The organism is Flavobacterium sp. XN-5 (assembly GCF_008033395.2).
Taxonomy (GTDB): Bacteria; Bacteroidota; Bacteroidia; order Flavobacteriales; family Flavobacteriaceae; genus Flavobacterium; species Flavobacterium hiemivividum.
Window position 1 is genome coordinate 95,538 of record NZ_VOGZ02000002.1, and the last position, 24,875, is coordinate 120,412.

Genomic DNA, 24,875 nt, shown 5'->3' on the forward strand with positions numbered 1-24,875 from the left:
AAAAATATAAAAAAATAGATTTTAAATGTTCATTTCCACGAGTTGTTTTGGGAAACATATGTAATATTTGGTCACTGATTTAGATAATGATTTTAAATTCAACTGATCAGAAGATTCAATAACAGTTTCTACTGTCCTATCTTTTTTCAATATTCGTATGGGTTCTGCTTCTTTGCTATAAGCTTGGTTTTTTATTTTTCCTTTAAAAATAAAATAATTAGTTTCTAATAAACTGATATTGTTTTCTAATGCAAAACGTTCTTTTAAAGGTTGTAAATCTTCACTAGGCACTTTATCGCTAGTTAATTTTATTTTTAATAAATCCCTATTAATTATCATTTTACTCATCGTAGATAAAATAAAATCATCTTGATATTGCCATTCCTTTAGAGCACTAATTATATCAAAATCATCGAGTTGAGCGAATAAATTTAAAGTCTGGGCATCAAATATATCCATTGTAACTTTATGTTGCAAGAAATAGTTCAAAGGTCTACTTGATGGTAAAACCACTCCTTTTAGAGTTAGTTCTTTGGCACGTTTTAGAATTCGCGTCAAAATCAATTCGGCCGCTAAGCTGGTTTTATGCAAATAAGCTTGCCAGTACATTAAACGTCTGGACATCAAGAATTTCTCAACAGAATAAATCCCTTTTTCTTCGATTACTAAAACATCATCAGCCACATTCATCATCTGAATCAATCGTTCTGAGTTAACATTTCCTTCGGCCACACCCGAGTAAAAACTATCTCTTTTTAGGTAATCCATTCGATCCATATCCAGCTGACTGGATATCAATTGCAACATAAACAAACGATGGTATTCGCCTTTAAATACTTTTATAGCTAAATCAAGTTGGCCATCAAATTCAGCGTTTAACTGATGCATAAACAACAAAGAAATTTCTTCATGGTGTACGTCTTCAACAATACTTCTTTCCATGGCATGCGAAAAAGGTCCATGTCCTATATCATGTAATAAAATGGCAATATAAAGCGCATTTTCCTCTTCTTTTGAAATTTCGACGTCTTTAAAACGCAAAACATCAACTGCCTTTTGCATCAGGTGCATGCAGCCCAAAGCATGGTGAAACCTAGTATGGTTCGCTCCTGGGTAAACAAGATATGACAATCCCATTTGCGAAATTCTTCTCAGGCGTTGAAAATAAGGATGCTGAATTAAATCGTAAATTAATGCATTGGGTATGGTAATAAACCCATAAATAGGGTCATTAAATATTTTTAGCTTATTGATTTGACTCACTATAAGTTTGTTTTTAGGTCAACAAATATAGGAAAAATAGATTTTAGTTTTTCAAAGTGTTTTTTACAGCTGTTTACTACCAGTGATACTTATAGAATACTGGCTATTTCTCGAGCTCATTTAATTTCGATAAAATTAACATAACATTAAGTTCGATTGGTTCGGTGATTTGCGAACCAATTGTATCTTTGCAAAAAAAACATGGACAATTTACAAAAAGAGAGAGGGGAACTCATTGAATTTTCCGGAATTCATTTTGCGTCTACATATAATATTCCTCCACTAGCAGCGAGAATTTTAGCATTACTGATCATTGACGGATGCAAATCGGGATTGACCTTTGAGAGTTTAGTCGAAAAATTATCGGCGAGTAAGAGTTCGATATCCACAAACCTGAATTTACTCCTTAAAATGGAGAAAATAAATTATTTCACAATTGCTGGTGATCGAAAAAAATATTTCAAAGCTTCTCCATTAAGCGAACGACTTTTGAATTATAAAAAAATGCTGGAAGCGGAAAAATTCCTTGTTAATAAAATGCTTCATTATCGCGAACAAACCATTACATGTCCTCAAGAAAAATGCAATTTGGAGAATGTAAAAGCATATAAAAATCACATTGAAGAAATGGAGGAACTTTTTGTAAAGACCATTGCTGAATTTAAAATAATAGAAATCGATAATAACAATAATAATCAATAATTAATCAAATTTAACAAGATGAAAAAAATTTCATTACCACTAATAGCTTTCGTACTGCTACTCTCTTCGTGCGGAAAGAAAGAACAACAAGCTGCAGTAAAAGGACCCGCTCCTTTTCCTGTACAAGAAATAATAACTCAAGATGCGACGGTCTATCAAGAGTTTACTGCTAATCTTGAAGGTCAACAAAATGTTGAAATTAGACCAAAAGTGAGCGGATTTATCCAAAAAGTGTATGTTGATGAAGGTCAGGTGGTAAGAAAAGGACAAATTTTGTTCAAATTAGAAACACAAACGCTAAACCAAGATGCATCAGCTGCAAAAGCGATGGTATCAGCGGCACAAGTCGAAGTAGATCGTTTGAAGCCTCTTGTAGAAAGAAGCATTATTAGTAATGTTCAATTGGCTACAGCCAAAGCAAAATTAGCACAAGCTAAAAGTGCTTATGGAAGTATTGCTGCTAATATTGGTTACGGAACGATATATTCTCCTGTAAACGGAGTCATTGGTAGTTTGCCTTTTAAAGAAGGAAGTTTAGTAAATCCTACTAGCGAAATGCCTTTAACAACAGTGTCTGACACAAAAATTGTACGTGCCTACTTTTCGATGAATGAAAAACAAGTGCTCTATTTTAATAAGACATTTAAAGGTGCTACAACTGCTGAAAAGTTAAAATCAGCTCCAGAAGTTTCCCTGATTTTAGTAGACAATTCAGAATACGATCAAAAAGGAAAAATTGCAACAATCAACGGCTTAGTAAATCCAACTACAGGAACTACGGAGTTTAGAGCCGAATTTAAGAACCCAGAAGGGATTTTAAGAAGTGGAAGTAGCGGAGTTGTTCGTTTACCAATCGTACAAAGCAATGTTATTTTATTACCTCAAAATGCTGTTTTTGAAGTGCAGGGAAAACAAATGGTTTATGCTGTTGATAAAAGCAACAAAGTAAAGTCGAAAATTATAGAAACTAATGGAACTTCTGACTTGAATTACATTGTAACTTCAGGACTTGCTGAAGGAGATGTTGTCGTTGTTGAGGGAGCTTCCAAACTAAAAGAGGACATGGAAATTGTACCACAGCCTACAAAAAATACAGTAGCTGAAAAAGTAATTCCAGCAGCTGCAGAAACTGCAACAAAAACTACTACTAAATAATATTTACTGAGATGTTTAAAACTTTTATAGAGAGGCCAGTACTCTCGACCGTAATCTCAATCTTAATTACCATTTTAGGTGTTTTAGGATTGATGTCATTACCCGTAGAACAATACCCTGAAATTGCTCCGCCAACAGTTCAAGTATCTGCAACTTATACCGGTGCAAATGCCGAAACAGTATTGAATAGTGTGGTTATACCGCTAGAAGAAGAGATCAACGGTGTCGAAGGAATGACCTATATGACTTCCTCTGCCGCTAATGATGGTTCGGCTAAAATTTCTGTTTATTTCGAATTAGGAGTTGATGCAGATCTAGCTGCGGTAAACGTGCAAAATAGAGTGGCTCGTGCGACTTCTAAACTGCCTCAAGCAGTAGTGCAAACTGGAGTTACAACCGTAAAAAGCCAGACTAGTGCCTTGATGTTCTTTGCTTTATATTCTAATAATGATGATTTTGATGAAACATATATTCAGAATTATGCCAAAATAAATCTAGTACCTAAATTACAGCGTGTTAAAGGTGTAGGTCAGGTTAATGTTTTTGGAGCCAAAGATTATTCGATGAGAATCTGGATCGATCCAGCAAAAATGGCTACTTATAATCTAACTCCTAAAGACATTCAACTTGCATTGCAAGAACAAAATGTTGAAGCTGCTCCAGGTAAATTTGGAGAAAATGCCGATGGAGTTTATGAATATGTAATCAAATACAAAGGGCGTCTTTCTGAAGTAGAAGATTATGAGAATATCATTGTAAAAGCAATAGGAAATGGAAATTTCTTGCGACTTAAAGATGTTTCAACCATAGAATTAGGTGGTTTCAACTACGGGACTAAGAATATCGCTATGGGTAAACAAGGTGTTGCTGTAGGTGTATTTCAAACTTCTGGTTCGAATGCACAAGACATCATTACTGAAATTGTAGATATTCTTGACGAAACAAAACCCAACTTCCCTGCGGGAGTAGATTATGTAATTCCCTATAATACGAAAACCTTCTTAGACGCCTCTATTGATAAAGTAGTTTATACTTTAATCGAAGCCTTTTTGCTGGTTTTCCTTGTAGTTTATTTATTCTTACAAGATTTTAGATCTACTTTAATTCCTGCTATCGCAGTACCTGTAGCTATTGTTGGAACCTTTTTCTTCCTTCAAATATTTGGTTTCTCTATAAATATGTTAACACTTTTCGCCATGATTCTGGCGATTGGTATTGTGGTCGATGATGCTATTGTCGTCGTCGAGGCAGTACATGCTAAACTTGATGAGGGCGCTAAAACAGGAAAAGAAGCTACTTTATCAGCAATGAGCGAAATTACAGGAGCGATTATTTCGATTACGCTAGTAATGGCAGCGGTATTTATTCCAGTATCTTTTTTGGGTGGTCCATCGGGAGTATTTTATAAGCAATTTGCCATAACATTGGCCATTGCGATTTTGATTTCGGCAGTAAATGCTTTGACTTTAAGTCCGGCATTATGTGCTTTATTTTTAAAGCCACACCAAGATTCTGACCATAAAGACAAAAACTTTAAAGATAAATTCTTCATCGCTTTCAACACTAGTTTTGATCGAATGAATAACAAATATGTTAAGTCTCTTGGATTCTTGGCACGAAAAAAATGGATTACCATTACGGCTTTAGTAGTGTTTTCAGGGATTACTTTCATTTTGTTCCAATCAACACCTTCTGGGTTTATTCCTAATGAAGACAGAGGAATTATCATGGCCGATTTGACGCTTCCTCCTGGAACAACCTTAGAGAAAACTCAACTTGCGGTCAATGAATTAGATTCTATTCTTGGAGCAATGGACATTGTCGAAGCACGAATGAGTGTGGTAGGTTTCAGTTTGTTAAACAGTGTAAATGGAGGTTCTTATGCCTTTACCGTTATTAGATTAAAAGACTGGAGCCAACGTAAAGAAGACAACCAATCAGTTGATGCTGTTGTGGGGCAACTATTTGCTAAAACCGCTCACTTTAAAGATGCAAAAGCACTGTTTTTTACGCCACCTAGTGTACAAGGTTTTGGATCAGCAGATGGTTTCGAACTAAAAATTCAAGACAAAGGAGATGATGACTGGGCGACGATGAGTAAGGTGAGTAATGAGTTTCTAAGCGAATTAATGAAAAGGCCTGAAATTCAATATGCAATTACAAACTTTAACCCTTCTTTTCCACAATATCAAATGGATATTAATGTAGAAAGAGCTAAGGATGCTGGAGTTTCAGTAACTGATATTTTTAATACTATGCAAGGTTATTATGGTGGATTGTACACCACGGATTTCAATAAATTCGGAAAACAATACCGTGTAATGATTCAAGCCAAAGCATCAGACCGCGCCAATCTGGAATCGATTAATTCTGTTTATGTTAAAAATTCCTCAGGACAGCAGGTTGCAATAAGTCAATTTGTTGATTTCAAAAGAATTTATGGACCTGAAGCCGTGGCGCGATTTAATATGCTAAAAGCAGTAAACGTAAACGGTAAAGCAAAACCAGGGTACAGTTCAGGAGATGCAATTAAAGCTATTCAGGAAGTAGCTGCAGAACATTTGCCAAAAAGTTATACCTACGAATTCTCTGGAATGACGCGGGAAGAAATTTTAGCTGGAAGTCAAGCAATTGGTGTATTCTTATTGAGTTTAATATTTGTTTACTTCTTGCTGAGTGCACAATACGAAAGTTATTTAATACCATTATCAGTGCTACTTTCACTACCTGTAGGTCTTGCGGGAGCTATTGGTTTTATAAAACTAGCCGGTTTAGAAAATAATATTTATTTCCAAGTCGCCTTGATAATGTTGATAGGACTACTGGCCAAAAATGCCATTCTGATCGTCGAGTTTGCTATACAAAGGCGCCGAAATGGAATGGATCTTACAAAAGCCGCTATCGAAGGTGCCAAAGCACGTTTGCGTCCTATTTTAATGACCTCACTAGCCTTTATCTTCGGATTATTGCCATTGGCATTTTCTTCAGGTGTTGGAGCGGTAGGAAACCGTTCTATCGGTATGGGAGCTGTTGGAGGAATGTTAGTAGGAACAATTTTAGGAGTATTTGTTATTCCAATTTTGTTTATCATCTTTCAAGGATTACAAGAACGTCTATCTGGAAAACCAGTAGTTGCTAATGAAAATGATGTTCCACTTTTAGAAGAAGAAAATGAAAAATAAAATATACAGAGTCGCGCTATTAGGGCTAACTGCAACGGTAATGCAATCATGTTTCGTTGCTAAAGACTACAAGCGACCAGAATTAAAAACAGCTGATTTATATAGAAATGAGGTAGTGTCTACGGACACTATTTCATTAGCTAATGTATCATGGGACAAGGTTTTTACAGACCCATTATTGCAAGGATATATTTCTAAAGGATTACAAAACAACCTAGACATCCGTATTGCCATGCAAAATCTAGTTGCTGCTGAGGCAACAATGAAGCAAGGAAAAGCGGGCTACTTCCCTACTCTTTCTGCAGGAGCAGACTGGACGCACCAGGAATTATCTAGAAACAGTCAGTTTGGCGCTTTGTTAAAAGACCGCAGCACAGATCAGTATCAATTAACAGGTTCTTTATCTTGGGAAGCAGATATTTGGGGTAAAATAAGAAGCAATAAACGTGCTGCTAATGCATCTTACTTGCAAACTACTGCCGTAAATCAAGCGATAAAAACACAGTTGATTGCCTCAATCGCGACTACTTATTATCAATTACTTTCAGTCGATGCACAAATAAAAGTAGCTGAAGAAACCTTGATTAACCGCAACAAAAGTGTTGAAACTATTCTTGCTTTAAAAGAGGCCGGTAATGTAACTGAAGTTGGTGTTAAACAAACCGAAGCTCAAAAATATGCTACTGATCTAATCATTGCGGATCTAAAGAACAACATCATTTTCCTTGAAAATACGATGAGTATTCTTTTAGGAGAGCCTTCGGCTAAAATTGAACGCAACACACTCGAATCTCAAACGATGCAACCAGCAATTACCCTAGGAGTATCTGCAAGTTTATTGAGAAACAGACCTGATGTGATCGCAGCCGAATACAATTTGATCACTAATTTTGAAATGACTAATGTAGCTAAAAGCGGATTTTATCCTGCCTTAAGAATTACAGCTACAGGCGGACTTCAAAGTATCGATTTGAAAGAATGGTTTAGTGCTAATTCTATATTTGCTAATGTGATTACGGGGTTAACGCAACCTATTTTCAATCAAAGACAAGTTAGAACGAAATTTGAAATTGCCAAAGCCAATCAGGAGAAGGCCTACTTACAGTTTGAACAATCACTGCTTATTGCAGGTAAAGAAGTTTCAGATGCATTAGCTCAATACAATAATGAAACTTATAAAATGACGGTTCGAGTGAAACAAGCTGATGCCCTTAAAAAAGCAGCTAATTTTTCAGATGAATTGTTGACTTATGGTTTAGCCAATTACCTAGAGGTTTTGACTTCTAAGAATGATGCTTTAAATGCCGAATTAAGTTTAGTAGATAACAAGTTCCAACAATATAGAGCTGTAATTCAATTGTACAAAGCCCTTGGTGGTGGATGGCAATAAGCTATTGCGAATAAAAATTTAAGAGGTTGTTAATTCCAAAAAAGCCACTAAGTATCGTTCTTAGTGGCTTTTTTATATTTTAATGTTCCCCTCTATTTTTCGAAAACGACCAGAAAAACGAAACAAATTTTGTTAAACCAAAAGCAGTAAATAACCCATTAATGCTCCTCCCAAAACAATAAAAGCACTATTTATTTTCTTATAATTGAACGCAATTCCAATACTCAATAAGGCTATTAAAATCGTACGCCAGTCTGTGATAGTTTCAGTACCTAATTCATAACAGATTGATACAATTATCGCAATCGAAGCTACATTCACCGCGTCCAAAAATAGGGCAAAAGACTTTGAGTTTCTCATCTTTTTTACCAAAGGATTTAATAGCGCCACAAATACAAAAGAGGGTAAAAATATTGCTAGCGTAGAAATAAGTGCCCCTGATATACCATTGATCTGATATCCAATAAAAGTAACTGAGGAGAAAACAGGTCCTGGTGTAAATTGTCCTACCGCAATGGCGTCAATCAATTCCGTCCTGGTGAGTAATCCTTTAGCAACTAATTCGGCGTCCAAAAAAGCAAAAAGCACATAGCCGCTTCCATATAGTATTGACCCAATTTTTAAAAAAATAAGAAATAAATTTAAGTTAGTGGGTGCTAATAACGCTGTTTTGGAAACTGGAATTAGCATCATCGGAATCCAGTTGTTTCCTTTAATATTAGAATCTTTGTTGGTTATGGAATAACAAAACAAAGCCAGGAATCCAGCGCCAAAAAGCAGTGCTATTTCATTGAACTGCAATAGTGAAAGCAGCAAAACGATGCCTCCTATAATTCCTAATCGAACTGTTTTTAATGATTTTTTTGCCAAAGGAAAAATAGCACTTAGAATAATGGCAATTATTGCGGGTTTTATTCCGTACAAAAAAGGCTGGATTTCAGGCAGCTGACCGTATTCTTTGTAAAGCCAAGCAAATATTCCAGTTATCAAAACGGCTGGAGTGATAAAGCATAATCCAGCTACAATAAGTCCTTTCCATCCTGCTCTTTCGTGACCAATATGAATTGCCATTTCAGTACTGTTAGGACCCGGAATCAAATTAGTTGCACCTATTAAATCTAAGAAGTGTTGCTCATCAAGCCACTTTTTTTTCACCACTACTTCCTCTCGCATCATCGAAATGTGTGCGGCGGGACCACCAAAACCAATAATTCCTAACTTTAAAAAAAGTCCTGCGACTTCCTTTAATTTTTGCTTTTCATTCATCACGATCGCTCGTTTATTATTTTATTACAGCGAGCCAAGATACTATTTTTTCAGTTTTATAGGAATCCAAATTTCTTTTTAAAATTAGCACCACTGTTTTTATACTTAGCGTCGAGGATTTAGAAAAAAGTCTATTACTTCTAATCTAAACCAATAATTTAAATAGTAGTAACTGTTCGGAATCATCAATTAGTTTGATGTTTTTCTCAAATTGCAAACCGATTTTTACTAATAATTTTTGTGAACTGATATTCCTTTGTGCAGTAATTGCGCTGATTCCCATTAAATTGAACTCGGCAAAAGCAGCTTCTTTCAAGGTATTTGTACTTTCAAAACCGTAACCTTTATTTTCATATTTTGGAAGAAAAGCAAATCCAATGTCGATTCCCTCCCCGGCTTCTCTATCATAAAGTCCACAGCAACCTATTTTTACTCCATTAAATTTTCGTATAATAGTAAAGTTCCCAAAACCAAGTCTTTCGAGTTGAGGAGTCATATAATTCGATATATAATCCTTAGCATCCTGAGTTTTTTTTATGTTTCTATCTCCTATAAATTTAATCCAAGCAATTGATAGATTCCTTATCTAGTTTACATATCTGGTAGCTAATCTAAATCATCCAACTTATTCTTTCCTTTGTAAAATAAGATTAGATTTACAATTTAAATTCAATGTTATTACTTTAGTATTCATTTAGTTATAAAACTAAAATTTTTGTTCTGCATTATTTGTTAATATAAAATTAAAATATTTTCACTGTTGTTTTTTCACACAAATTCATTAAATTAGTACTTTAAACATCTTTTTTAACAAATAACTAATACGCATAATCTTATAGCATACTAAAATTACATCCATAAACCAGAATATCATAAGTAATACCCACTAAAAAGAAATTAATGTATGAGTGAATATATTAAAATTAAAAGGGGATTGAATCTCAAATTGATAGGTGAAGCTGCTAAGTCAGTATTGGAACTTCCCGTGGCCGAGATATTTGCTATTAAACCAAAAGATTTTGTGGGTCTTACGCCAAAATTATTAGTAAAAGTAGGCACTAATGTTCTTGCTGGAACTAAACTATTTTACGATAAAAACAATGAAAATATTCTGTTTTGCTCTCCCGTAAGCGGCGAAGTAATTGAAATTATTCGTGGAGAAAAAAGAGTCATCTTAGAAATTAAAATCCTTGCTGACAGAGAAATAAAACACCTCTTATTTAATAAATCAAATCCCAACCAACTTTCGAGAAAAGAAATCGTTGAGCAACTGCTAGATAGCGGTATTTGGACTTTTATTCGTCAACGTCCATACGGAACTATTGCGAAACCTAGCGAAAACCCAAAAGCGATCTTTATTTCTGCTTTTGATACAAATCCATTAGCACCTGATAACGATTTCATTATGTCAGGGAAAGAGTCTCATTTTCAAACGGGAATTGATGCCTTAAAAAAATTAACGACCGGAAAAACACACTTAAATGTAAAAGCAAACAGCTCCCCCGCTGCTACTTTTGGCCAGACTCAAAACGTACAAATCAACAATATATCAGGTCCTCATCCCGCGGGAAATATTGGCGTCCAAATTCATCACATTGACCCAATAAATAAAGGTGAAGTCGTGTGGTACATTAATCCACAAGATGTAGTCATCATTGGAAAATTATTTGACAAAGGAATATTCGACGCCGCTAGAACCATTGCAGTTACAGGTTCTCAAATTATAAAACCCCAATATTACAAAACGATTGTAGGTTCTTCTATAAAAAATATCCTTGCAGATACAGGTCTAAAAAAAGGAGACAACCGGATCATTAGTGGCTCTATTTTGTCAGGCAGTAAAGTTCCCGCGGACGGATTTTTAGGTTTCTATGATTCCCAAATTACCGTGATTCCAGAAGGAAACCAATACGAATTTATGGGTTGGCTAAAACCAGGCTTTGATAAATTCAGTATGTCTCGTACTTTTTTCTCTTGGTTGTCACCAAATAAACAACACGATTTAAATACCAATCTACATGGCGAAGAACGTCCTTTTGTAATGACTGGACAATATGAAAAAGTTTTTCCAATGAACATTTACCCTGTACAACTTTTAAAATCAATACTAATTGAAGATATCGATATGATGGAAAAACTGGGTATTTATGAAGTAGCAGAGGAAGATTTTGCACTCTGCGAGTTAGTCTGTACATCAAAGATAAAATCGCAAGAAATCATTCGTCACGGACTAGATATGGTTCGGAAGGAATTTAGTTGAATAGTTATGTCTCTTTTTAAAACATATAAGACATATAAGATTTTTTAGTTTTACTCTATAACTAGTTTATAGGAAACCTTAATAAAAGGGAATAAAAGTCGCATCGTTAAACAATGAATATTTAATGCCTCGATAAAGTTATTTCCGTCAATCAAAGCGAAGTTGGTGGGGTTGATCAAGAAAATTAGTAAAAGGAAATTATCAATTGCACTAAAATATTATCTATAGCAATTCTCAAAAATGAGTCTTTTAAACATATAAGTATCAAATTAATTAAACCGATATAAAAAGCACACTATCTAATAGTTAGCAAATTTAATCCTTAAATAATCTGAATTTGAAGCCACTTAGAAACTTACTAAACAATCTCAAACCTAATTTCGAAAAAGGAGGAAAACTAGAGAAATTCCATCCCGCATTTGATGCGTTTGAAACCTTCCTATTTGTGCCTAACCATACTACAAAAAGCAAGGGAACACACGTACGCGATGCGATCGACTTAAAACGCACGATGATCTTAGTGGTGTTATCTTTAATTCCATGTCTGTTATTCGGTATGTGGAATATTGGTAACCAACACCATCTAGCTTTAGGGATTGCAGATGTTTCTTTAATTGATAATTTTATTTATGGAGCTATTAAAGTTCTCCCACTTATCTTAGTTTCTTACGGAGCAGGATTGACAACAGAGTTCATCTTTGCTATTATTCGAAAACATACCATAAATGAAGGTTTCTTAGTTTCAGGTATGTTGATTCCGCTCATAATGCCCATTGACGTCCCTTTGTGGATGTTGGCTATTGCCACCATTTTTGCGGTAATTATAGGAAAAGAGGTTTTTGGTGGTACTGGAATGAATATTTTAAATCCTGCGCTTACCGCTAGGGCATTCTTATTCTTTGCCTATCCAACCAAAATGTCAGGAAACGAAGTTTGGATTAACACGAGTACAAACAAAGGGCAAGCCGTTGTTGATGCTTATAGTGGTGCGACACCATTAGGAGATGCGGCAGCTGGTTTTACTGATAAAATTCCCAGTATTATGGATTCCTTTATAGGTGTTATTCCTGGATCTGTAGGGGAAACTTCGACTATTGCTTGCTTGATTGGAGCTGGAATTTTATTATATACAGGCATTGGTAGTTGGCGCATTATGGCATCAGTTTTTGCTGGAGGATTTTTGATGGCTGTAATATTTAATATTTTTGGATTGAATACCTTAATGCAAATCAGCCCGCTACATCATTTAGTATTAGGAGGTTTTGCCTTTGGCGCTATTTTCATGGCCACTGATCCTGTGAGTGCTGCACAAACGAATACTGGAAAATACATCTATGGATTTTTAATAGGACTGTTAGCAATTCTTTTCAGAGTATTTAACCCCGCTTATCCCGAAGGAATGATGTTAGCTATTTTATTTATGAACGTAATGGCGCCCTTAATAGACCATTATGTAGTAGAAGCAAATATCAAAAAAAGACTAAATAGAGTTACTCCAATACACAATCAAAATGGATAAAGACAGTAACAAAGCCACGTTTATTTTTTCCTCCGTTATGGTGGTAGTGATTGCTATTCTGTTATCAGTAACAGCCATAAGTCTTGCTCCCTATCAGGAGAAAAATGTTAGGGTCGAAAAAATGAAAAATATACTCACCTCTGTTTCAATCCCTACTGAAACATCCGAAACCGAAGCTGCCTTTAATCAATACATTAGCAAGCAAATTGTGTTGAATAATAAAGGGGAACAAATAACTGGCAATGTCACTGTATTTGACATTGACCTCAAAAAAGAATTGGATAAAGCCAAAACTGGAAAAACCAATGAGCAGTTGTTTCCGTTATTTATTTGTACCAAAGATGGCAAGTCATTTTATATTATTCCGATTAGAGGAAAAGGATTGTGGGGACCTATTTGGGGTTTTATTTCGCTAGAAAGCGATAAGAATACTGTTTATGGAGTTAGTTTTGGCCACAAAAGCGAAACACCTGGCCTTGGTGCGGAGATTGAAACTATAAAATTTCAGCAGCAGTTCGTTGGGAAGAAAATATTTGATGATTCTGGAAACTTTGTTTCCGTTACTGTAATTAAAGGTGGCGCAAAACCAGATGACATACACGGTGTTGACGCAGTTTCGGGAGCGACGATTACTAGTAAAGGAGTTTCTGAAATGATTAAACGAACGGTCAGCAACTACATCCCATATTTCAAAAAACAAGGAGAAGTTGCTTCAATAAACTAAAATAACAGGATATGAGCAAAGAAACCATCACATTACCTGCAAAACCTAAAAAAGAAAAAGAGCCTTTATTTTCGCCAAAAAATAAAAGACTTTTATTTGATCCATTAAATGAGAACAATCCCATTACGGTTCAAGTATTAGGCATCTGTTCAGCATTGGCGGTAACGGTAAAAATGAAACCTTCTATTGTAATGGCTCTTGCAGTAATGGTAGTTTGTGCTTTTTCGAATGTGATTATTTCTTTTATTCGAAATATTATTCCCAATCGCATTCGGATTATCGTTCAACTAACGGTGGTTGCTGCAATGGTAATTATAGTAGATCAATTCTTAAAAGCTTTTGTATTTGATGTGAGCAAACAGTTATCGGTTTTTGTAGGATTAATTATTACAAATTGCATCATCATGGGGCGTTTAGAAGCCTTTGCCATGTCTAATAAACCTTGGCCTTCCTTCTTAGACGGAATGGGTAACGGTTTTGGTTACGGCTTAATTTTGGTAATCGTTTCTATGATTCGGGAGCTATTTGGTTCTGGAGAACTGATGGGTTTTCGTGTCATTCCAGAATCCATTTATAAAATGGGATATTTTAACAATAGCCTCGTCATCATGCCACCTATGGCTTTAATCATTGTGGGAATTCTTATATGGATTCAAAGAAGTCGCAATGAAAAACTAATTGAATCGAAGTAATCAAGTAATGAACGATTTAAACATTTTAACATGGAACACTTCAATATATTTATAAAAGCGGTTTTTATTGAAAACATGATATTTGCCTATTTTCTTGGCATGTGTTCTTATTTGGCGATTTCTAAAACGGTAAAAAGCGCTGTGGGACTTGGCCTTGCGGTGACTTTTGTATTAACTATTTCTGTTCCTGTTTGTTATCTCCTAGAAAAATATGTCTTAAAAGCGGGAGCTTTGCAATGGTTATCTGATGACTACAAGTCTGTTGATCTAAGTTTTTTAAGTTTTATTATGTTTATCGCAACCATTGCCTCTATTGTACAACTAGTAGAGATGATTGTTGAAAAATTTGCGCCCGCATTATACACTTCCTTGGGGATATTTTTACCCCTAATTGCGGTAAATTGCTCTATTCTGGGAGGTGCATTATTTATGCAAGAGAGAGAATATGCCTCTTTAGGGGAAGCGACTGTTTTTGCTTTGGGTTCTGGTGTGGGATGGTTTCTAGCGATAGTTGCTTTAGCTGCTATTCGAGAAAAGTTAAGATATTCTAATGTTCCAGCGCCTTTAAGAGGTTTAGGGATTACGTTTATTTTAACTGGATTAATGGCAATCGCTTTTATGAGTTTTATGGGCATTTCGGTATAAATCTTTAATCAAATTGAAATGATAATATTAAGTATTGATAGCACAACAATAATAAGTAGCGTAATAGTATTTTTACTCTTCAACTCATTACTTGTTTATATAATTCTGTATGCCAAATCAAAGCTTATTCCTTCAGGATTAGTCAAGATAATTATAAACGAAGTTGATCAGCTTGAAACAGAAGCTGGTGCAACACTACTCTCTACCTTATCTAACAAAAAGATATTTTTACCCTCAGCTTGCGGCGGCGGCGGTACCTGTGGTATGTGTAAATGCCAAGTTTTATCCGGTGGCGGCGAAATATTACCAACTGAAACCCCTTATTTTTCGAGAAAAGAACAGCAAGACAATTGGAGATTGGGATGTCAAGTAAAAGTAAAACAGGACATGGAAATAGTCATTCCTGATAATGTGATGGGGATCAAAAAATGGGAATGCGAAGTAGTTTCAAATGACAATGTTGCCACCTATATTAAGGAATTAGTGGTTAAATTGCCCGAAGGTGATTTTCTAGAATTTGAGTCAGGTTGTTATATTCAAATAGATATTCCTGAATGTGAAGTAGACTTTAAAAATGATTTATACAAAATTGATGAACGTTTCAAAGAGGATTATGATAAATTCGGGATCTGGGATTTAAAAATGAAAAATTCAGAACCCATTTTTAGAGCTTATTCGATGGCGAATCATCCTGCGGAAGGCAATATTATTATCCTTAACATTCGATTAGCAACTCCCCCATTCGACCGAAAATCAGGTGGATTTATGAAGATTAATCCTGGGATAGCATCTTCCTATATTTTTGCGCTAAACCCTGGAGAAAAAGTCACAATTGCTGGACCTTTTGGAGATTTCCACATTAAACCAACAGAAAGAGAAATGATTTACATAGGCGGTGGAGCAGGTATGGCGCCTTTACGCTCGCATTTATTTCATCTATTTCACACTGAAAAAGAAAGAAATAGAAAAGTTAGTTTTTGGTATGGAGGAAGATCCTCACGAGAAGTTTTTTATACCGAGGATTTTAGAAAAATAGAAAAAGAATTTCCAAATTTCGAATATAATATTGCACTTTCTGAGCCATTACCAGAGGACAATTGGACTGGTTACACTGGTTTTATACATAATGTATTATTTCAAAATTACTTGAAACATCACGAAGCACCTGAAGATGTTGAATATTATATTTGCGGCCCACCAATGATGAATGCGGCAGTATTTAAAATGTTAGACGATCTAGGTGTTCCACCGGAAAATATTGCATTTGATGACTTTGGAGGTTAATAATATTTTTATGACAAAGACACTACTTCTTATTCTTCTTCTGCTATTAGTCCTAACGAGTTGTGCTTCCGATAAAAAAGAAATTATAAAGCTAGAAGGAAATTCGCAAGGAACAACCTACCACATTACTTATTTATCTGACAATGGTGTTTTGTACCAAAAAGAGATTGATTCACTATTAAAAAATATTGATCAATCAATGTCAACATGGATTCCAACTTCGATTATTTCTAGAATAAATAACAATGAAAAAAATATTATTGTTGATGAATATTTTAGAACGGTTTTTAATAAATCTGTTGAAGTGTCTCAAAAAACGGAAGGAAATTTTGATATCACAGTCGGTCCATTGGTAAATTCCTGGGGATTTGGACGAACGAAAAAAAACAAGTTGAGCAAAATCCAAGTTGATAGTTTACTACAATTAGTGAATTATAAAATGGTGACTTTGAAGAATAACCGCATTATAAAAGCAAAACCAGAAATACAAATCGATTTTAATGCTATTGCGCAAGGATATTCAGTAGATGTTATAGCTGATTTTCTCGAAAGCAAAAGGATTAAAAATTACTTGGTCGAATTAGGAGGCGAAATTAAAGCCAAAGGGAAAAAAAATACTGAAGAATGGAAAGTAGGTATCGACCAACCTACTGAAGATAAATCCGATGAAAGAAAACTCGAAGCCATTATTACTTTAAATAATAGAGCGCTGGCCACTTCTGGTAATTATAGAAAGTTTTACATCGAAGGAAATCAAAAGCTATCACACATAATTGATCCTAAAACGGGTTATCCAGCCAAACATAATTTATTGAGTACGACAGTAATTGCTGATGATGCAATCACGGCGGATTCTTATGCTACAGCTTTCATGGTTATGGGGTTTGGCAAATCGATTGCTTTTTTGGAAAAAAACAAAAGTTTAAATTTGGAGGTTTATTTTATTTATGATGAAAATGGACATTGGAAAACCCATACTTCCCAGAGTTTAAAGAAGCGTATAGAGCAATTGAATTAAGATTTACATTTTTCCTGCGGTCTAGCGCCACAAATACCACATGACTCCCCATCGCCTTGCACCAATGGATTATTACTACTACAAGTACCTGAAAAACTACCGTTTTTTTTCACCAACAGTTTGATGGCAATTCCAGCAATTGCAATAGCTAGAAGTACAATAGAAAGAATGATTGTTGCCATAGTATTTCGCTAGGTTATTATAAATTTAGGTATAATTAAGCTTTAGTACCGTGGATATAAGAATCTAAGTGATCAATCGTATTTTTTTGTAATTCAATAATTGATTTAACCACATCACCAATAGAGACTATACCAACAACTTTTTGATCTAATAAAACAGGTAAATGTCTAACTCTTTTATTGGTGATTAAATCCATACAATATTCGATGTTATCCGTTGGTTTTACACTAATAATCTCCTCGCCCATAATTTCATGAACAAAAGTATCTTTGGAAGCTTTGTCTTTCAAAACGATTTTTCTAGCGTAATCTCTTTCAGATAAAATTCCTTTTAAAACATCATCTTCGATCACCAGAATTGCTCCCACGTTTTTTTCGCCCATTATTCTTAAAGCTTCATAAACCGTAATAGTGGAAATTATTGAATAAACTTCATGCCCTTTCTCTTTTAATATTTGATCTACAGTCATATAGGTTGGTTTTAGTTATCCATAAATTTAAGAAAAAATAAATTGATTTTTGTTAGATCACATGATTATTTTTTACTTAACTAACTGTAAATGAATATAAATATAAACTTATAGTAATTTAAAGGTCAACTAAAAAAGACTTCCATTATTGAAAATCCAATCAATCTCCTTTTTTTTATTATCCCTCAAATACAAATTTGCTTTAGTGAAATGCTTATTTCCAAACCATTTTCCTTGATTAGCACTCATAGGTGAGGGATGGCCCGATTCTAAAACTAAATGCTTATTTCTATCAATTTTAGCTCCTTTTTTATGAGCAAATCCGCCCCAAAGCATAAATATTACATTGTCCTTTTCTTCAGAAATTTTTTGAATTACAGCATCTGTAAATAGATTCCATTTTAAATGTTTATGACTGTTTGGACTGTCTTTTCTAACGGTTAGCGAAGCATTTAGCAGTAAAACACCCTGCTCAGCCCAGGTTTCTAAATTACCCGATGTTGGCAAAAAAATATGGCCAAAATCGGCACTGATTTCCTTGAAAATATTACGCAAAGAAGGCGGAATTCTTACTCCATCATTCACCGAGAAAGACAAGCCATTTGCCTCTCCAGTTCCATGATACGGATCTTGACCAATAATCACTACTTTCACATCTGAAAATGAACAGCGATTAAAAGCTGCAAAAATCAACTCTTTTGGCGGATAACAGGCGTGAATTTTGTATTCCTCCTCCACGATCACCGCTAATTCATTAAAATAAGGTTTCTGAATTTCGTCGGCCAAAAGGGTTTGCCATTCGGGCTTAAGGTTGATTTGCATAGAATATTTTTAAGTGCAAAGTTGGCAAATTTTTTCGCAAACTACACAAAAAAGTAAACCGTTTTTAGTGGGAAACTTTGTAACTTTGAGCCTTTTAGAACGTACCTTATAAAATGATATCCATTACCGAAAAGACCTTACAAGATTTACAATTCCCAACCGTTCTCGAAACTATTTCAGAGATCTGTAATACCGACATTGGGAAACAAAAAGCATTAGAAATCACGCCTTTTAGAGACAAAGAAACCTTGATGCAAGCTTTATTGCAAACATCTGAATATGTTTCTTCCTTTCAAAATAACAATGCGATTCCAAATCATGGTTTTGATGCTATAACTCACGAAATTAAATTTCTGGCAATAGAGGATAGCTTTCTTGAAGTAGGTAGTTTTAGAAAAATCGCCACCTTGTCTTCAACGGTGAATTTTTTATTGACTTATTTCAAAAAATTCGATGACTATTACCCTCACCTAAATACCAGAGCTTTAGAAGTTGAGTTTACCAAGGAAATTATCAGTTCTGTTGATGCGATCGTTGATAAATATGGTGAGATCAAAGACAATGCGTCCCCAGAATTATTAAATATTCGTAGAGATATCAATTTAATTCGCGGGAAAGTCAACCAGAGTTTTGGTGTGGCATTGACACAATACAACAGTTTGGGTTACTTGGATGATATCAAGGAAAGTTTCGTTCAAAACCGCAGGGTTTTGGCGGTTCTAGCAATGTACCGTCGTAAGGTTAAAGGATCCATTTTAGGAAGTTCAAAAACAGGAAGTATCGCCTATATCGAGCCGGAAGCAACTTTAAAATATTCTCGTGAATTAAGTAATTTAGAATACGAAGAGGCCGAAGAAATTACGCGGATTTTAAAACAATTATCGAATGATATTCGTCCGTTTCTGCCCTTGTTAATCCAATATCAGGATTTCCTGAGCGATATTGATGTTATTGCTGCCAAAGCAAAATATGCGAATCGTATCAATGGTATAATACCTACGATTACGGAAGAAAGACGTCTTTATTTTAGAGATGCCTACCATCCTATTTTGTATTTAAACAACAAACAGAAGAAGCAAATTACGCATCCGCAAACCATTGAACTGAAGCAAGAAAACAGAATAATTGTGATTTCTGGACCTAATGCTGGTGGTAAAACAATTTCCCTTAAAACAGTTGGATTGCTCCAATTGATGTTGCAGTCTGGCATGTTGATTCCGGTTCATGAACGCTCAGAAACCTTCTTATTCGATCGAATACTTACAGATATTGGAGACAATCAATCTATTGAAAATCACCTAAGTACATACAGTTACCGACTGAAAAACATGAACTACTTTCTAAAGAAATGTAATAAGAAAACGATGTTCTTGATTGATGAATTTGGTACAGGTTCTGACCCAGAACTGGGTGGTGCTTTGGCTGAAATTTTCCTCGAAGAATTCTACCATCGGGAAGCGTTTGGAATCATAACGACGCATTATTCGAATCTAAAAATTCTGGCCAATGAGTTGCCTTTTGCCACCAATGCAAATATGATGTTTGATGAAAAGTCTTTAGAGCCGATGTATAAATTGGCATTAGGCCAAGCTGGTAGTTCTTTTACTTTTGAAGTTGCTCTAAAAAATGGAATTCCTTTTAGTCTAATCAATCGTGCTAAGAAGAAAATTGAAGTTGGAAAAGTGCGTTTTGACAAAACCATTGCGACCTTACAAAAGGAACGCTCAAAGATGGAAAAGACTTCACAAACGCTAAAAGAAGAAGAAACCAAAGCGCGTGAGGAAGGAAAGAAAATGGAAACAATCAATGTCAAAATCAAACAAAAACTAGAAAGCTATCAGGAATTGTATGACAGCAATCAAAAAACAATTTACATAGGCCAGAAAATTGAAGACATTGCCGAGAAATATTTTAATAATAAAAGTAAAAAAGACCTTATTGGTGAGTTTTTGAAAATCATCGAAATTGAGAATTCAAAACGAAAGAAAGCCACTCCGAAAGAAGCCAAAGCTATCGTAGCCAAGAAGAAAGAAGTCGTTGCCGAAGTGTCGGTTCATGTAGAGGAAATTAGGAAAGAAAAGAAGGAAAAAAAGCTAAAACCCGTAGTCGAAAAAGTAAAGGCTATTTTAAGAGTAGGTGATCGTGTCCGCATGCTCGATGGAAAAGCTGTGGGAAGTATTGACAGTATAGAAAAGAATAAAGCAACTGTAAATTACGGCATGTTTACCTCGAAAGTCAGCTTAGATGAACTGGAACTGGTGGAAGCGATGAAGAAGAAGTGATCAGTGTTCAGTATTCAGTGAGCAGTTTGTAGCGTATTTGTGAGGAACGAAGCAAACTCACTAGAATACATCGACAAACATAGTAAAGGCTTTAATTATTTATATACGTTTTGCGATTGCTTCGTTCCTCGCAATGAAAGTTAAATTAATACTACTAAATATGCCAAAAGAGATTTCTCCATCACTATTAAAGATACCTAAAGACAAAAAAATCATCCTTTTTGATGGCGTTTGTAATTTGTGTAATTCGGCGGTACAATTAATCATAAAACACGATAAAAAAGATCTATTTCGTTTTGTTGCTTTACAATCTGATTTGGGAGTGGAAATATGTAAGCACATTGGAGTAGACCAACAAAATACTGATAGTATAATACTTTACGAACCTGGAATAGCTTATTATTACAAATCGGAAGCGGCTTTAGAAATTGCTTCTAAACTTGGCTCTTTCTATAGTTTACTAGCACTATTTAAGTTTTTACCCAACTCATTTAGTGACCTAATATACGATTGGATTGCCAGAAACAGATACAAATGGTACGGCAAAAAAGAGAGTTGTATGGTCCCATCTACAGAACTAAAAGTAAAATTTTTAGTATAAATTTCGATTTAATGATTTTTATCATATTAGATCACTTTCAAAATCTATATTTTTGATTTTTAATTTAAAATATATATGAAAAATATAGCACTTATTACTTGGGATAGCGGTTCGATAATTATTGTTTTTGGTTTTGGTTTTGTATGTCTAGCCTTAGTAGCTACTGTTTTCCTTTTGATGAATAACGACAAGAAAATGAAATAAACCAACTATAATTAAAGTGATTGAAAACGTGATCTTAATCCGCATAGATTAAATCCTAAAAACCACTGAATATAATTGTAAATGCAACATAGTAAGGATGCCAAAATGAGCATCCCTTTGTTGTTATAAAAAATGCTGAAATGATCCACTCCCTAATTTTCTGTATTTAAACATCTATAAATAAATAAATAAATTAATTACTTATCCTTGAACCTTTTTTTTTCAATTCAACAAGGACTCCTTCAAATTAATTATTTTAAGTCAATAAAAGAATCTTTTTCTTACACTTAATTCCAATATTTTCCTAAATTTACTTATCATACCATACATCAATAGAATGTGTGTGATGTGTGCGTAATATAATTTCTAGTTTTGATGATTTACGGATACAAGGATATTTTTAATCTAATCGCATTCGTAACCTACGAGAAAAAAACAAGCTAAATTTAAATATAAATGAAAAATCATTACCAATTAATTACTTCTATAATTCTAATTGTAGTAAGTTGCGCTACTCCGTTACAAGCTCAAGACCGCACTGTCGAAGTAACTTCGGTTCGTAATGACAATAAAAGTGTAGATTTTTTTTATACGAAAAATAAACCGGGAAGTTATACCGTGAAAATTGAGTTTAATAGCTTGAGTAATACTAGCACTTCGCTACTTCATGAACAGGTTGTAGAAGGTAATTCAGGAAGACTATTGTCACTTAAACCTACCAATAGCGAACTGGGAATTGGTTACGGTTATAAAACTTCTTATGCTTTTGGAAATTCAGAACCAAAAGTAGATAGTTTATTTCAATATTTACTTCCGTTTAAAAAAGGAACGCAAATTACTATTTATGAAAGTAGCAATTTGAATGAAAAGTATTTTGGGGCCGAAAAACCTGAAAGTTGGAAATCATATTCTACAAATAGTAAAACAGTTGATTCCGTTTTTGCTATGCGAAAAGGAATAGTTGTTAACCTTAAAAATGAATTTCAAAATGACACTATAACTAAAATGCTATATACAAGTAAGACCAATAGTATTCAAATCGAACACGAAGACGGAACTTATGCCAGTTACAGCGGATTTAAAAAAGACAGTTTCAAGGTAAAATTAGGAGATATTGTATATCCTAACACCATGTTGGGGACATTGGCAAATTTCAATAATGAAAAGTATATTTTACACTTTAGCATTTATTATTTCGATAAAAATCGAATGTTTGAAAGCTCTAAATCTTTAAGAGCATCTAAAACTCCGCACGTTTATTTAACTCCTTACTTTTATACTGCAGCAGGAGCAATCAAAATAATCCCTAAAAATAGCTTCACAGCTGATTGCAACGAATCTATCATAATAAAAGAAATGTCCAAAAGAGAAATCAAACAGCTATTGAAAAACAAAGAAATTTAAGCTAGTTGTACATAAAAAAAAGAGGATGCCGCGAAGCATCCTCTTTTATAAATATCGAAAACAAAGTGATATTATCCTCTTATTAGTTTTCTGTATTTCAAACGTTTTGGAGTTAGATCCCCACCTAAACGTTTTTTCTTATTTTCTTCATATTCAGAGAAACCACCTTCAAAATAATAAACTTCAGAATTTCCTTCAAAGGCAAGAATGTGTGTACAAATTCTATCTAAGAACCATCTGTCGTGAGAAATCACCACAGCACAGCCCGCAAAATTATCCAGACCTTCCTCTAAAGCACGAAGCGTATTAATATCCAAGTCATTGGTAGGCTCATCCAGTAATAAAACGTTACCTTCTTCTTTCAAAGTCATCGCAAGGTGTAAGCGGTTACGCTCACCTCCAGATAATGTTGAAACTTTTTTGTTTTGATCGCTTCCTCCAAAGTTGAAACGACTTAAATAAGCACGAGAATTCACTTGGCGACCGCCCATCATAATTAATTCTTGACCATCACAGAAGTTTTCCCAAATCGATTTATCAGGATTTATATTAGAATGCGCTTGATCGACATAAGCAATTTTTACTGTATCACCAATCACGAATTCACCTGCATCTGGTTTTTCTTCGCCCATAATCATTCTGAAAATTGTCGATTTACCAGCACCGTTTGGTCCGATGATTCCAACAATTCCAGCTTGTGGCAAGGTAAAGTTCAAATTATCATATAATAATTTGTCTCCGTATGCTTTAGCAACTCCTTTAGCTTCGATTACATTAGTACCTAAACGTGGTCCATTAGGAATATAAATTTCTAATTTCTCATCTAATGCTTTTTGATCTTCATTAAGCATTTTATCGTAGTTCTGTAAACGCGCTTTTTGTTTCGTTTGACGTCCTTTGGCACCTTGACGAACCCAGTCCAACTCACGTTCTAAGTTTTTTCTACGTTTAGAAGCTACTTTTTCTTCAAGAGCCATTCTGCTTGATTTTTGGTCTAACCAAGAAGAATAGTTTCCTTTCCATGGAATACCTTCTCCTCTATCTAACTCTAAAATCCAACCTGCTACATTATCTAAGAAGTATCTATCGTGCGTTACAGCGATTACTGTCCCTGCATATTGTGCTAAATGTTGCTCTAACCACAATACACTTTCTGCATCCAAGTGATTCGTAGGCTCATCAAGAAGCAAAACATCCGGTTGTTGCAATAACAAACGACATAAAGCCACACGACGACGTTCTCCTCCAGAAAGGTTTTTTATAGGTGTATCTGCATCTGGCGTACGTAAAGCATCCATTGCAATTTCTAATTTGGTGTCAATTTCCCAAGCTCCTAATGCATCGATTTTGTCTTGTAATGCCGCCTGACGGTCCATTAGTTTGTCCATCTTGTCCGCATCTTCATAGTTTTCTGGAAGACCAAACAAATCGTTAATTTTGTTGTATTCTTCTAAAACAGCCATAGTTTCAGCGACACCTTCACGAACAATTTCAATAACCGTTTTACTATCGTCAAGAATTGGCTCTTGTTCTAAATATCCAACTGAATATCCCGGCGCAAATACAACATCTCCCTGATAGTTTTTATCAACCCCAGCAATAATTTTTAATAAAGATGATTTTCCAGATCCATTAAGACCTAAGATTCCAATTTTAGCCCCATAAAAGAAACTTAAATATATATTCTTTAATACTTGTTTATCACTACTTGAGTACGTTTTACTCAATTTTGACATTGAGAAAATTACTTTTTTATCATCTGACATATCTTATTTTTTTAATTGTTTTTAAGTAATAATAGCCTTTTAAT

At 34.6% G+C, this 24,875-nt stretch carries 22 protein-coding genes; 15 read left to right on the forward strand and 7 right to left on the reverse strand.

Going from position 1 to position 24,875, the window contains the following annotated elements; all coding sequences use genetic code 11:
• Positions 1-21: 21 nt before the first annotated feature.
• Positions 22-1,263: an HD domain-containing protein gene (locus FQU23_RS05715; protein ID WP_147673015.1), complete on the reverse strand. Its 1,242-nt coding sequence runs from the start codon at positions 1,261-1,263 to the stop codon at positions 22-24.
• A gap of 201 nt (positions 1,264-1,464) precedes the next feature.
• Between FQU23_RS05715 and FQU23_RS05720 the strand changes: the two genes are divergently transcribed.
• Genes FQU23_RS05720 through FQU23_RS05735 form a run of 4 tightly spaced genes read left to right on the forward strand, consistent with a single transcriptional unit; the run spans position 1,465 to position 7,692 of the window.
• Positions 1,465-1,965: a GbsR/MarR family transcriptional regulator gene (locus tag FQU23_RS05720; protein WP_132109608.1), complete on the forward strand. Its 501-nt coding sequence runs from the start codon at positions 1,465-1,467 to the stop codon at positions 1,963-1,965.
• Positions 1,966-1,983: 18 nt separating this feature from the next.
• Positions 1,984-3,120, forward strand: a complete 1,137-nt coding sequence (locus tag FQU23_RS05725; protein ID WP_147673016.1) for an efflux RND transporter periplasmic adaptor subunit — start codon at positions 1,984-1,986, stop codon at positions 3,118-3,120.
• An 11-nt stretch (positions 3,121-3,131) separates the two neighbouring features.
• Positions 3,132-6,302 (forward strand): efflux RND transporter permease subunit, encoded by a 3,171-nt coding sequence (locus tag FQU23_RS05730; RefSeq protein ID WP_147673017.1) that lies wholly within the window; start codon positions 3,132-3,134, stop codon positions 6,300-6,302.
• Positions 6,292-7,692, forward strand: coding sequence for an efflux transporter outer membrane subunit (locus FQU23_RS05735; protein WP_147673018.1), 1,401 nt, complete (start codon positions 6,292-6,294; stop codon positions 7,690-7,692). The genes FQU23_RS05730 and FQU23_RS05735 overlap by 11 nt, the downstream gene beginning before the upstream one ends.
• A gap of 132 nt (positions 7,693-7,824) precedes the next feature.
• Here the strand turns inward: FQU23_RS05735 and chrA are convergent, their stop codons facing one another.
• On the reverse strand, positions 7,825-8,958 hold the full coding sequence (chrA, locus tag FQU23_RS05740; RefSeq protein WP_147673019.1) for a chromate efflux transporter: 1,134 nt from the start codon (positions 8,956-8,958) through the stop codon (positions 7,825-7,827).
• Between the two features lie 145 nt (positions 8,959-9,103).
• Positions 9,104-9,544 carry a GNAT family N-acetyltransferase gene (locus FQU23_RS05745; protein ID WP_317165184.1) on the reverse strand — a complete coding sequence of 147 codons (441 nt, stop codon included), beginning with the start codon at positions 9,542-9,544 and terminating at the stop codon, positions 9,104-9,106.
• A gap of 318 nt (positions 9,545-9,862) precedes the next feature.
• Between FQU23_RS05745 and FQU23_RS05750 the strand changes: the two genes are divergently transcribed.
• The 7 genes from FQU23_RS05750 to FQU23_RS05780 all read left to right on the forward strand — a co-directional run bounded on the left by FQU23_RS05750 (position 9,863) and on the right by FQU23_RS05780 (position 17,100).
• Positions 9,863-11,218: a Na(+)-translocating NADH-quinone reductase subunit A gene (locus FQU23_RS05750; protein WP_147673021.1), complete on the forward strand. Its 1,356-nt coding sequence runs from the start codon at positions 9,863-9,865 to the stop codon at positions 11,216-11,218.
• A gap of 337 nt (positions 11,219-11,555) precedes the next feature.
• Positions 11,556-12,737 carry an NADH:ubiquinone reductase (Na(+)-transporting) subunit B gene (locus FQU23_RS05755; protein ID WP_147673022.1) on the forward strand — a complete coding sequence of 394 codons (1,182 nt, stop codon included), beginning with the start codon at positions 11,556-11,558 and terminating at the stop codon, positions 12,735-12,737.
• On the forward strand, positions 12,730-13,461 hold the full coding sequence (nqrC, locus tag FQU23_RS05760) for an NADH:ubiquinone reductase (Na(+)-transporting) subunit C (protein ID WP_147673023.1): 732 nt from the start codon (positions 12,730-12,732) through the stop codon (positions 13,459-13,461). Before FQU23_RS05755 ends, nqrC begins: the two co-directional genes overlap by 8 nt.
• A gap of 11 nt (positions 13,462-13,472) precedes the next feature.
• The gene (locus FQU23_RS05765; protein ID WP_147673024.1) at positions 13,473-14,153 is read left to right on the forward strand and encodes an NADH:ubiquinone reductase (Na(+)-transporting) subunit D; all 681 of its coding nucleotides are present in this window, start codon (positions 13,473-13,475) and stop codon (positions 14,151-14,153) included.
• Positions 14,154-14,183: 30 nt separating this feature from the next.
• A complete protein-coding gene (gene nqrE / locus FQU23_RS05770) occupies positions 14,184-14,798 on the forward strand; it encodes an NADH:ubiquinone reductase (Na(+)-transporting) subunit E (protein WP_147673025.1) in 615 nt (204 codons plus the stop codon).
• Positions 14,799-14,816: 18 nt separating this feature from the next.
• On the forward strand, positions 14,817-16,082 hold the full coding sequence (gene nqrF, locus FQU23_RS05775; protein ID WP_147673026.1) for an NADH:ubiquinone reductase (Na(+)-transporting) subunit F: 1,266 nt from the start codon (positions 14,817-14,819) through the stop codon (positions 16,080-16,082).
• A 10-nt stretch (positions 16,083-16,092) separates the two neighbouring features.
• Positions 16,093-17,100: an FAD:protein FMN transferase gene (locus tag FQU23_RS05780; protein ID WP_165425732.1), complete on the forward strand. Its 1,008-nt coding sequence runs from the start codon at positions 16,093-16,095 to the stop codon at positions 17,098-17,100.
• Here FQU23_RS05780 and FQU23_RS05785 read toward each other — a convergent pair.
• The 3 genes from FQU23_RS05785 to ung form a co-directional block, all read right to left on the reverse strand.
• Positions 17,097-17,282 (reverse strand): membrane or secreted protein, encoded by a 186-nt coding sequence (locus FQU23_RS05785; protein ID WP_147673028.1) that lies wholly within the window; start codon positions 17,280-17,282, stop codon positions 17,097-17,099. The genes FQU23_RS05780 and FQU23_RS05785 overlap by 4 nt on opposite strands.
• Positions 17,283-17,317: 35 nt before the next feature.
• A complete protein-coding gene (locus FQU23_RS05790; RefSeq protein WP_147673029.1) occupies positions 17,318-17,752 on the reverse strand; it encodes a CBS domain-containing protein in 435 nt (144 codons plus the stop codon).
• A gap of 129 nt (positions 17,753-17,881) precedes the next feature.
• Positions 17,882-18,574, reverse strand: coding sequence for a uracil-DNA glycosylase (gene ung, locus FQU23_RS05795; RefSeq protein ID WP_147673030.1), 693 nt, complete (start codon positions 18,572-18,574; stop codon positions 17,882-17,884).
• A 113-nt stretch (positions 18,575-18,687) separates the two neighbouring features.
• Here ung and FQU23_RS05800 point away from each other — a divergent pair, with 113 nt between their 5' ends.
• The 4 genes from FQU23_RS05800 (at position 18,688) to FQU23_RS05810 (ending at position 23,065) form a co-directional block, all read left to right on the forward strand.
• On the forward strand, positions 18,688-20,856 hold the full coding sequence (locus tag FQU23_RS05800; protein WP_147673031.1) for an endonuclease MutS2: 2,169 nt from the start codon (positions 18,688-18,690) through the stop codon (positions 20,854-20,856).
• 160 nt (positions 20,857-21,016) lie between these two features.
• Entirely contained in the window at positions 21,017-21,457 is a 441-nt protein-coding gene (locus FQU23_RS05805; protein WP_147673032.1) for a thiol-disulfide oxidoreductase DCC family protein, read from the forward strand.
• A 75-nt stretch (positions 21,458-21,532) separates the two neighbouring features.
• On the forward strand, positions 21,533-21,661 hold the full coding sequence (locus tag FQU23_RS16290) for a hypothetical protein (RefSeq protein WP_262887273.1): 129 nt from the start codon (positions 21,533-21,535) through the stop codon (positions 21,659-21,661).
• Positions 21,662-22,117: 456 nt separating this feature from the next.
• Positions 22,118-23,065 (forward strand): peptidoglycan DD-metalloendopeptidase family protein, encoded by a 948-nt coding sequence (locus FQU23_RS05810; protein ID WP_147673033.1) that lies wholly within the window; start codon positions 22,118-22,120, stop codon positions 23,063-23,065.
• Positions 23,066-23,136: 71 nt separating this feature from the next.
• Here FQU23_RS05810 and ettA read toward each other — a convergent pair whose 3' ends face one another.
• Entirely contained in the window at positions 23,137-24,831 is a 1,695-nt protein-coding gene (gene ettA, locus FQU23_RS05815) for an energy-dependent translational throttle protein EttA (RefSeq protein ID WP_132109589.1), read from the reverse strand.
• Positions 24,832-24,875: the final 44 nt, after the last annotated feature.

Bases quoted from the DNA above. Each gene is read 5' to 3' on its own strand.
- FQU23_RS05720 (WP_132109608.1), top strand. From the start codon at position 1,465: ATGGACAATTTACAAAAAGAGAGAGGGGAACTCATTGAATTTTCCGGA.
- FQU23_RS05725 (WP_147673016.1), top strand. From the start codon at position 1,984: ATGAAAAAAATTTCATTACCACTAATAGCTTTCGTACTGCTACTCTCT.
- FQU23_RS05730 (WP_147673017.1), top strand. From the start codon at position 3,132: ATGTTTAAAACTTTTATAGAGAGGCCAGTACTCTCGACCGTAATCTCA.
- FQU23_RS05735 (WP_147673018.1), top strand. From the start codon at position 6,292: ATGAAAAATAAAATATACAGAGTCGCGCTATTAGGGCTAACTGCAACG.
- chrA (WP_147673019.1), bottom strand. From the start codon at position 8,958: ATGAATGAAAAGCAAAAATTAAAGGAAGTCGCAGGACTTTTTTTAAAG.
- FQU23_RS05750 (WP_147673021.1), top strand. From the start codon at position 9,863: ATGAGTGAATATATTAAAATTAAAAGGGGATTGAATCTCAAATTGATA.
- nqrC (WP_147673023.1), top strand. From the start codon at position 12,730: ATGGATAAAGACAGTAACAAAGCCACGTTTATTTTTTCCTCCGTTATG.
- FQU23_RS05765 (WP_147673024.1), top strand. From the start codon at position 13,473: ATGAGCAAAGAAACCATCACATTACCTGCAAAACCTAAAAAAGAAAAA.
- nqrE (WP_147673025.1), top strand. From the start codon at position 14,184: ATGGAACACTTCAATATATTTATAAAAGCGGTTTTTATTGAAAACATG.
- nqrF (WP_147673026.1), top strand. From the start codon at position 14,817: ATGATAATATTAAGTATTGATAGCACAACAATAATAAGTAGCGTAATA.
- FQU23_RS05780 (WP_165425732.1), top strand. From the start codon at position 16,093: ATGACAAAGACACTACTTCTTATTCTTCTTCTGCTATTAGTCCTAACG.
- FQU23_RS05785 (WP_147673028.1), bottom strand. From the start codon at position 17,282: ATGGCAACAATCATTCTTTCTATTGTACTTCTAGCTATTGCAATTGCT.
- FQU23_RS05790 (WP_147673029.1), bottom strand. From the start codon at position 17,752: ATGACTGTAGATCAAATATTAAAAGAGAAAGGGCATGAAGTTTATTCA.
- ung (WP_147673030.1), bottom strand. From the start codon at position 18,574: ATGCAAATCAACCTTAAGCCCGAATGGCAAACCCTTTTGGCCGACGAA.
- FQU23_RS05800 (WP_147673031.1), top strand. From the start codon at position 18,688: ATGATATCCATTACCGAAAAGACCTTACAAGATTTACAATTCCCAACC.
- FQU23_RS05805 (WP_147673032.1), top strand. From the start codon at position 21,017: ATGCCAAAAGAGATTTCTCCATCACTATTAAAGATACCTAAAGACAAA.
- FQU23_RS16290 (WP_262887273.1), top strand. From the start codon at position 21,533: ATGAAAAATATAGCACTTATTACTTGGGATAGCGGTTCGATAATTATT.
- FQU23_RS05810 (WP_147673033.1), top strand. From the start codon at position 22,118: ATGAAAAATCATTACCAATTAATTACTTCTATAATTCTAATTGTAGTA.
- ettA (WP_132109589.1), bottom strand. From the start codon at position 24,831: ATGTCAGATGATAAAAAAGTAATTTTCTCAATGTCAAAATTGAGTAAA.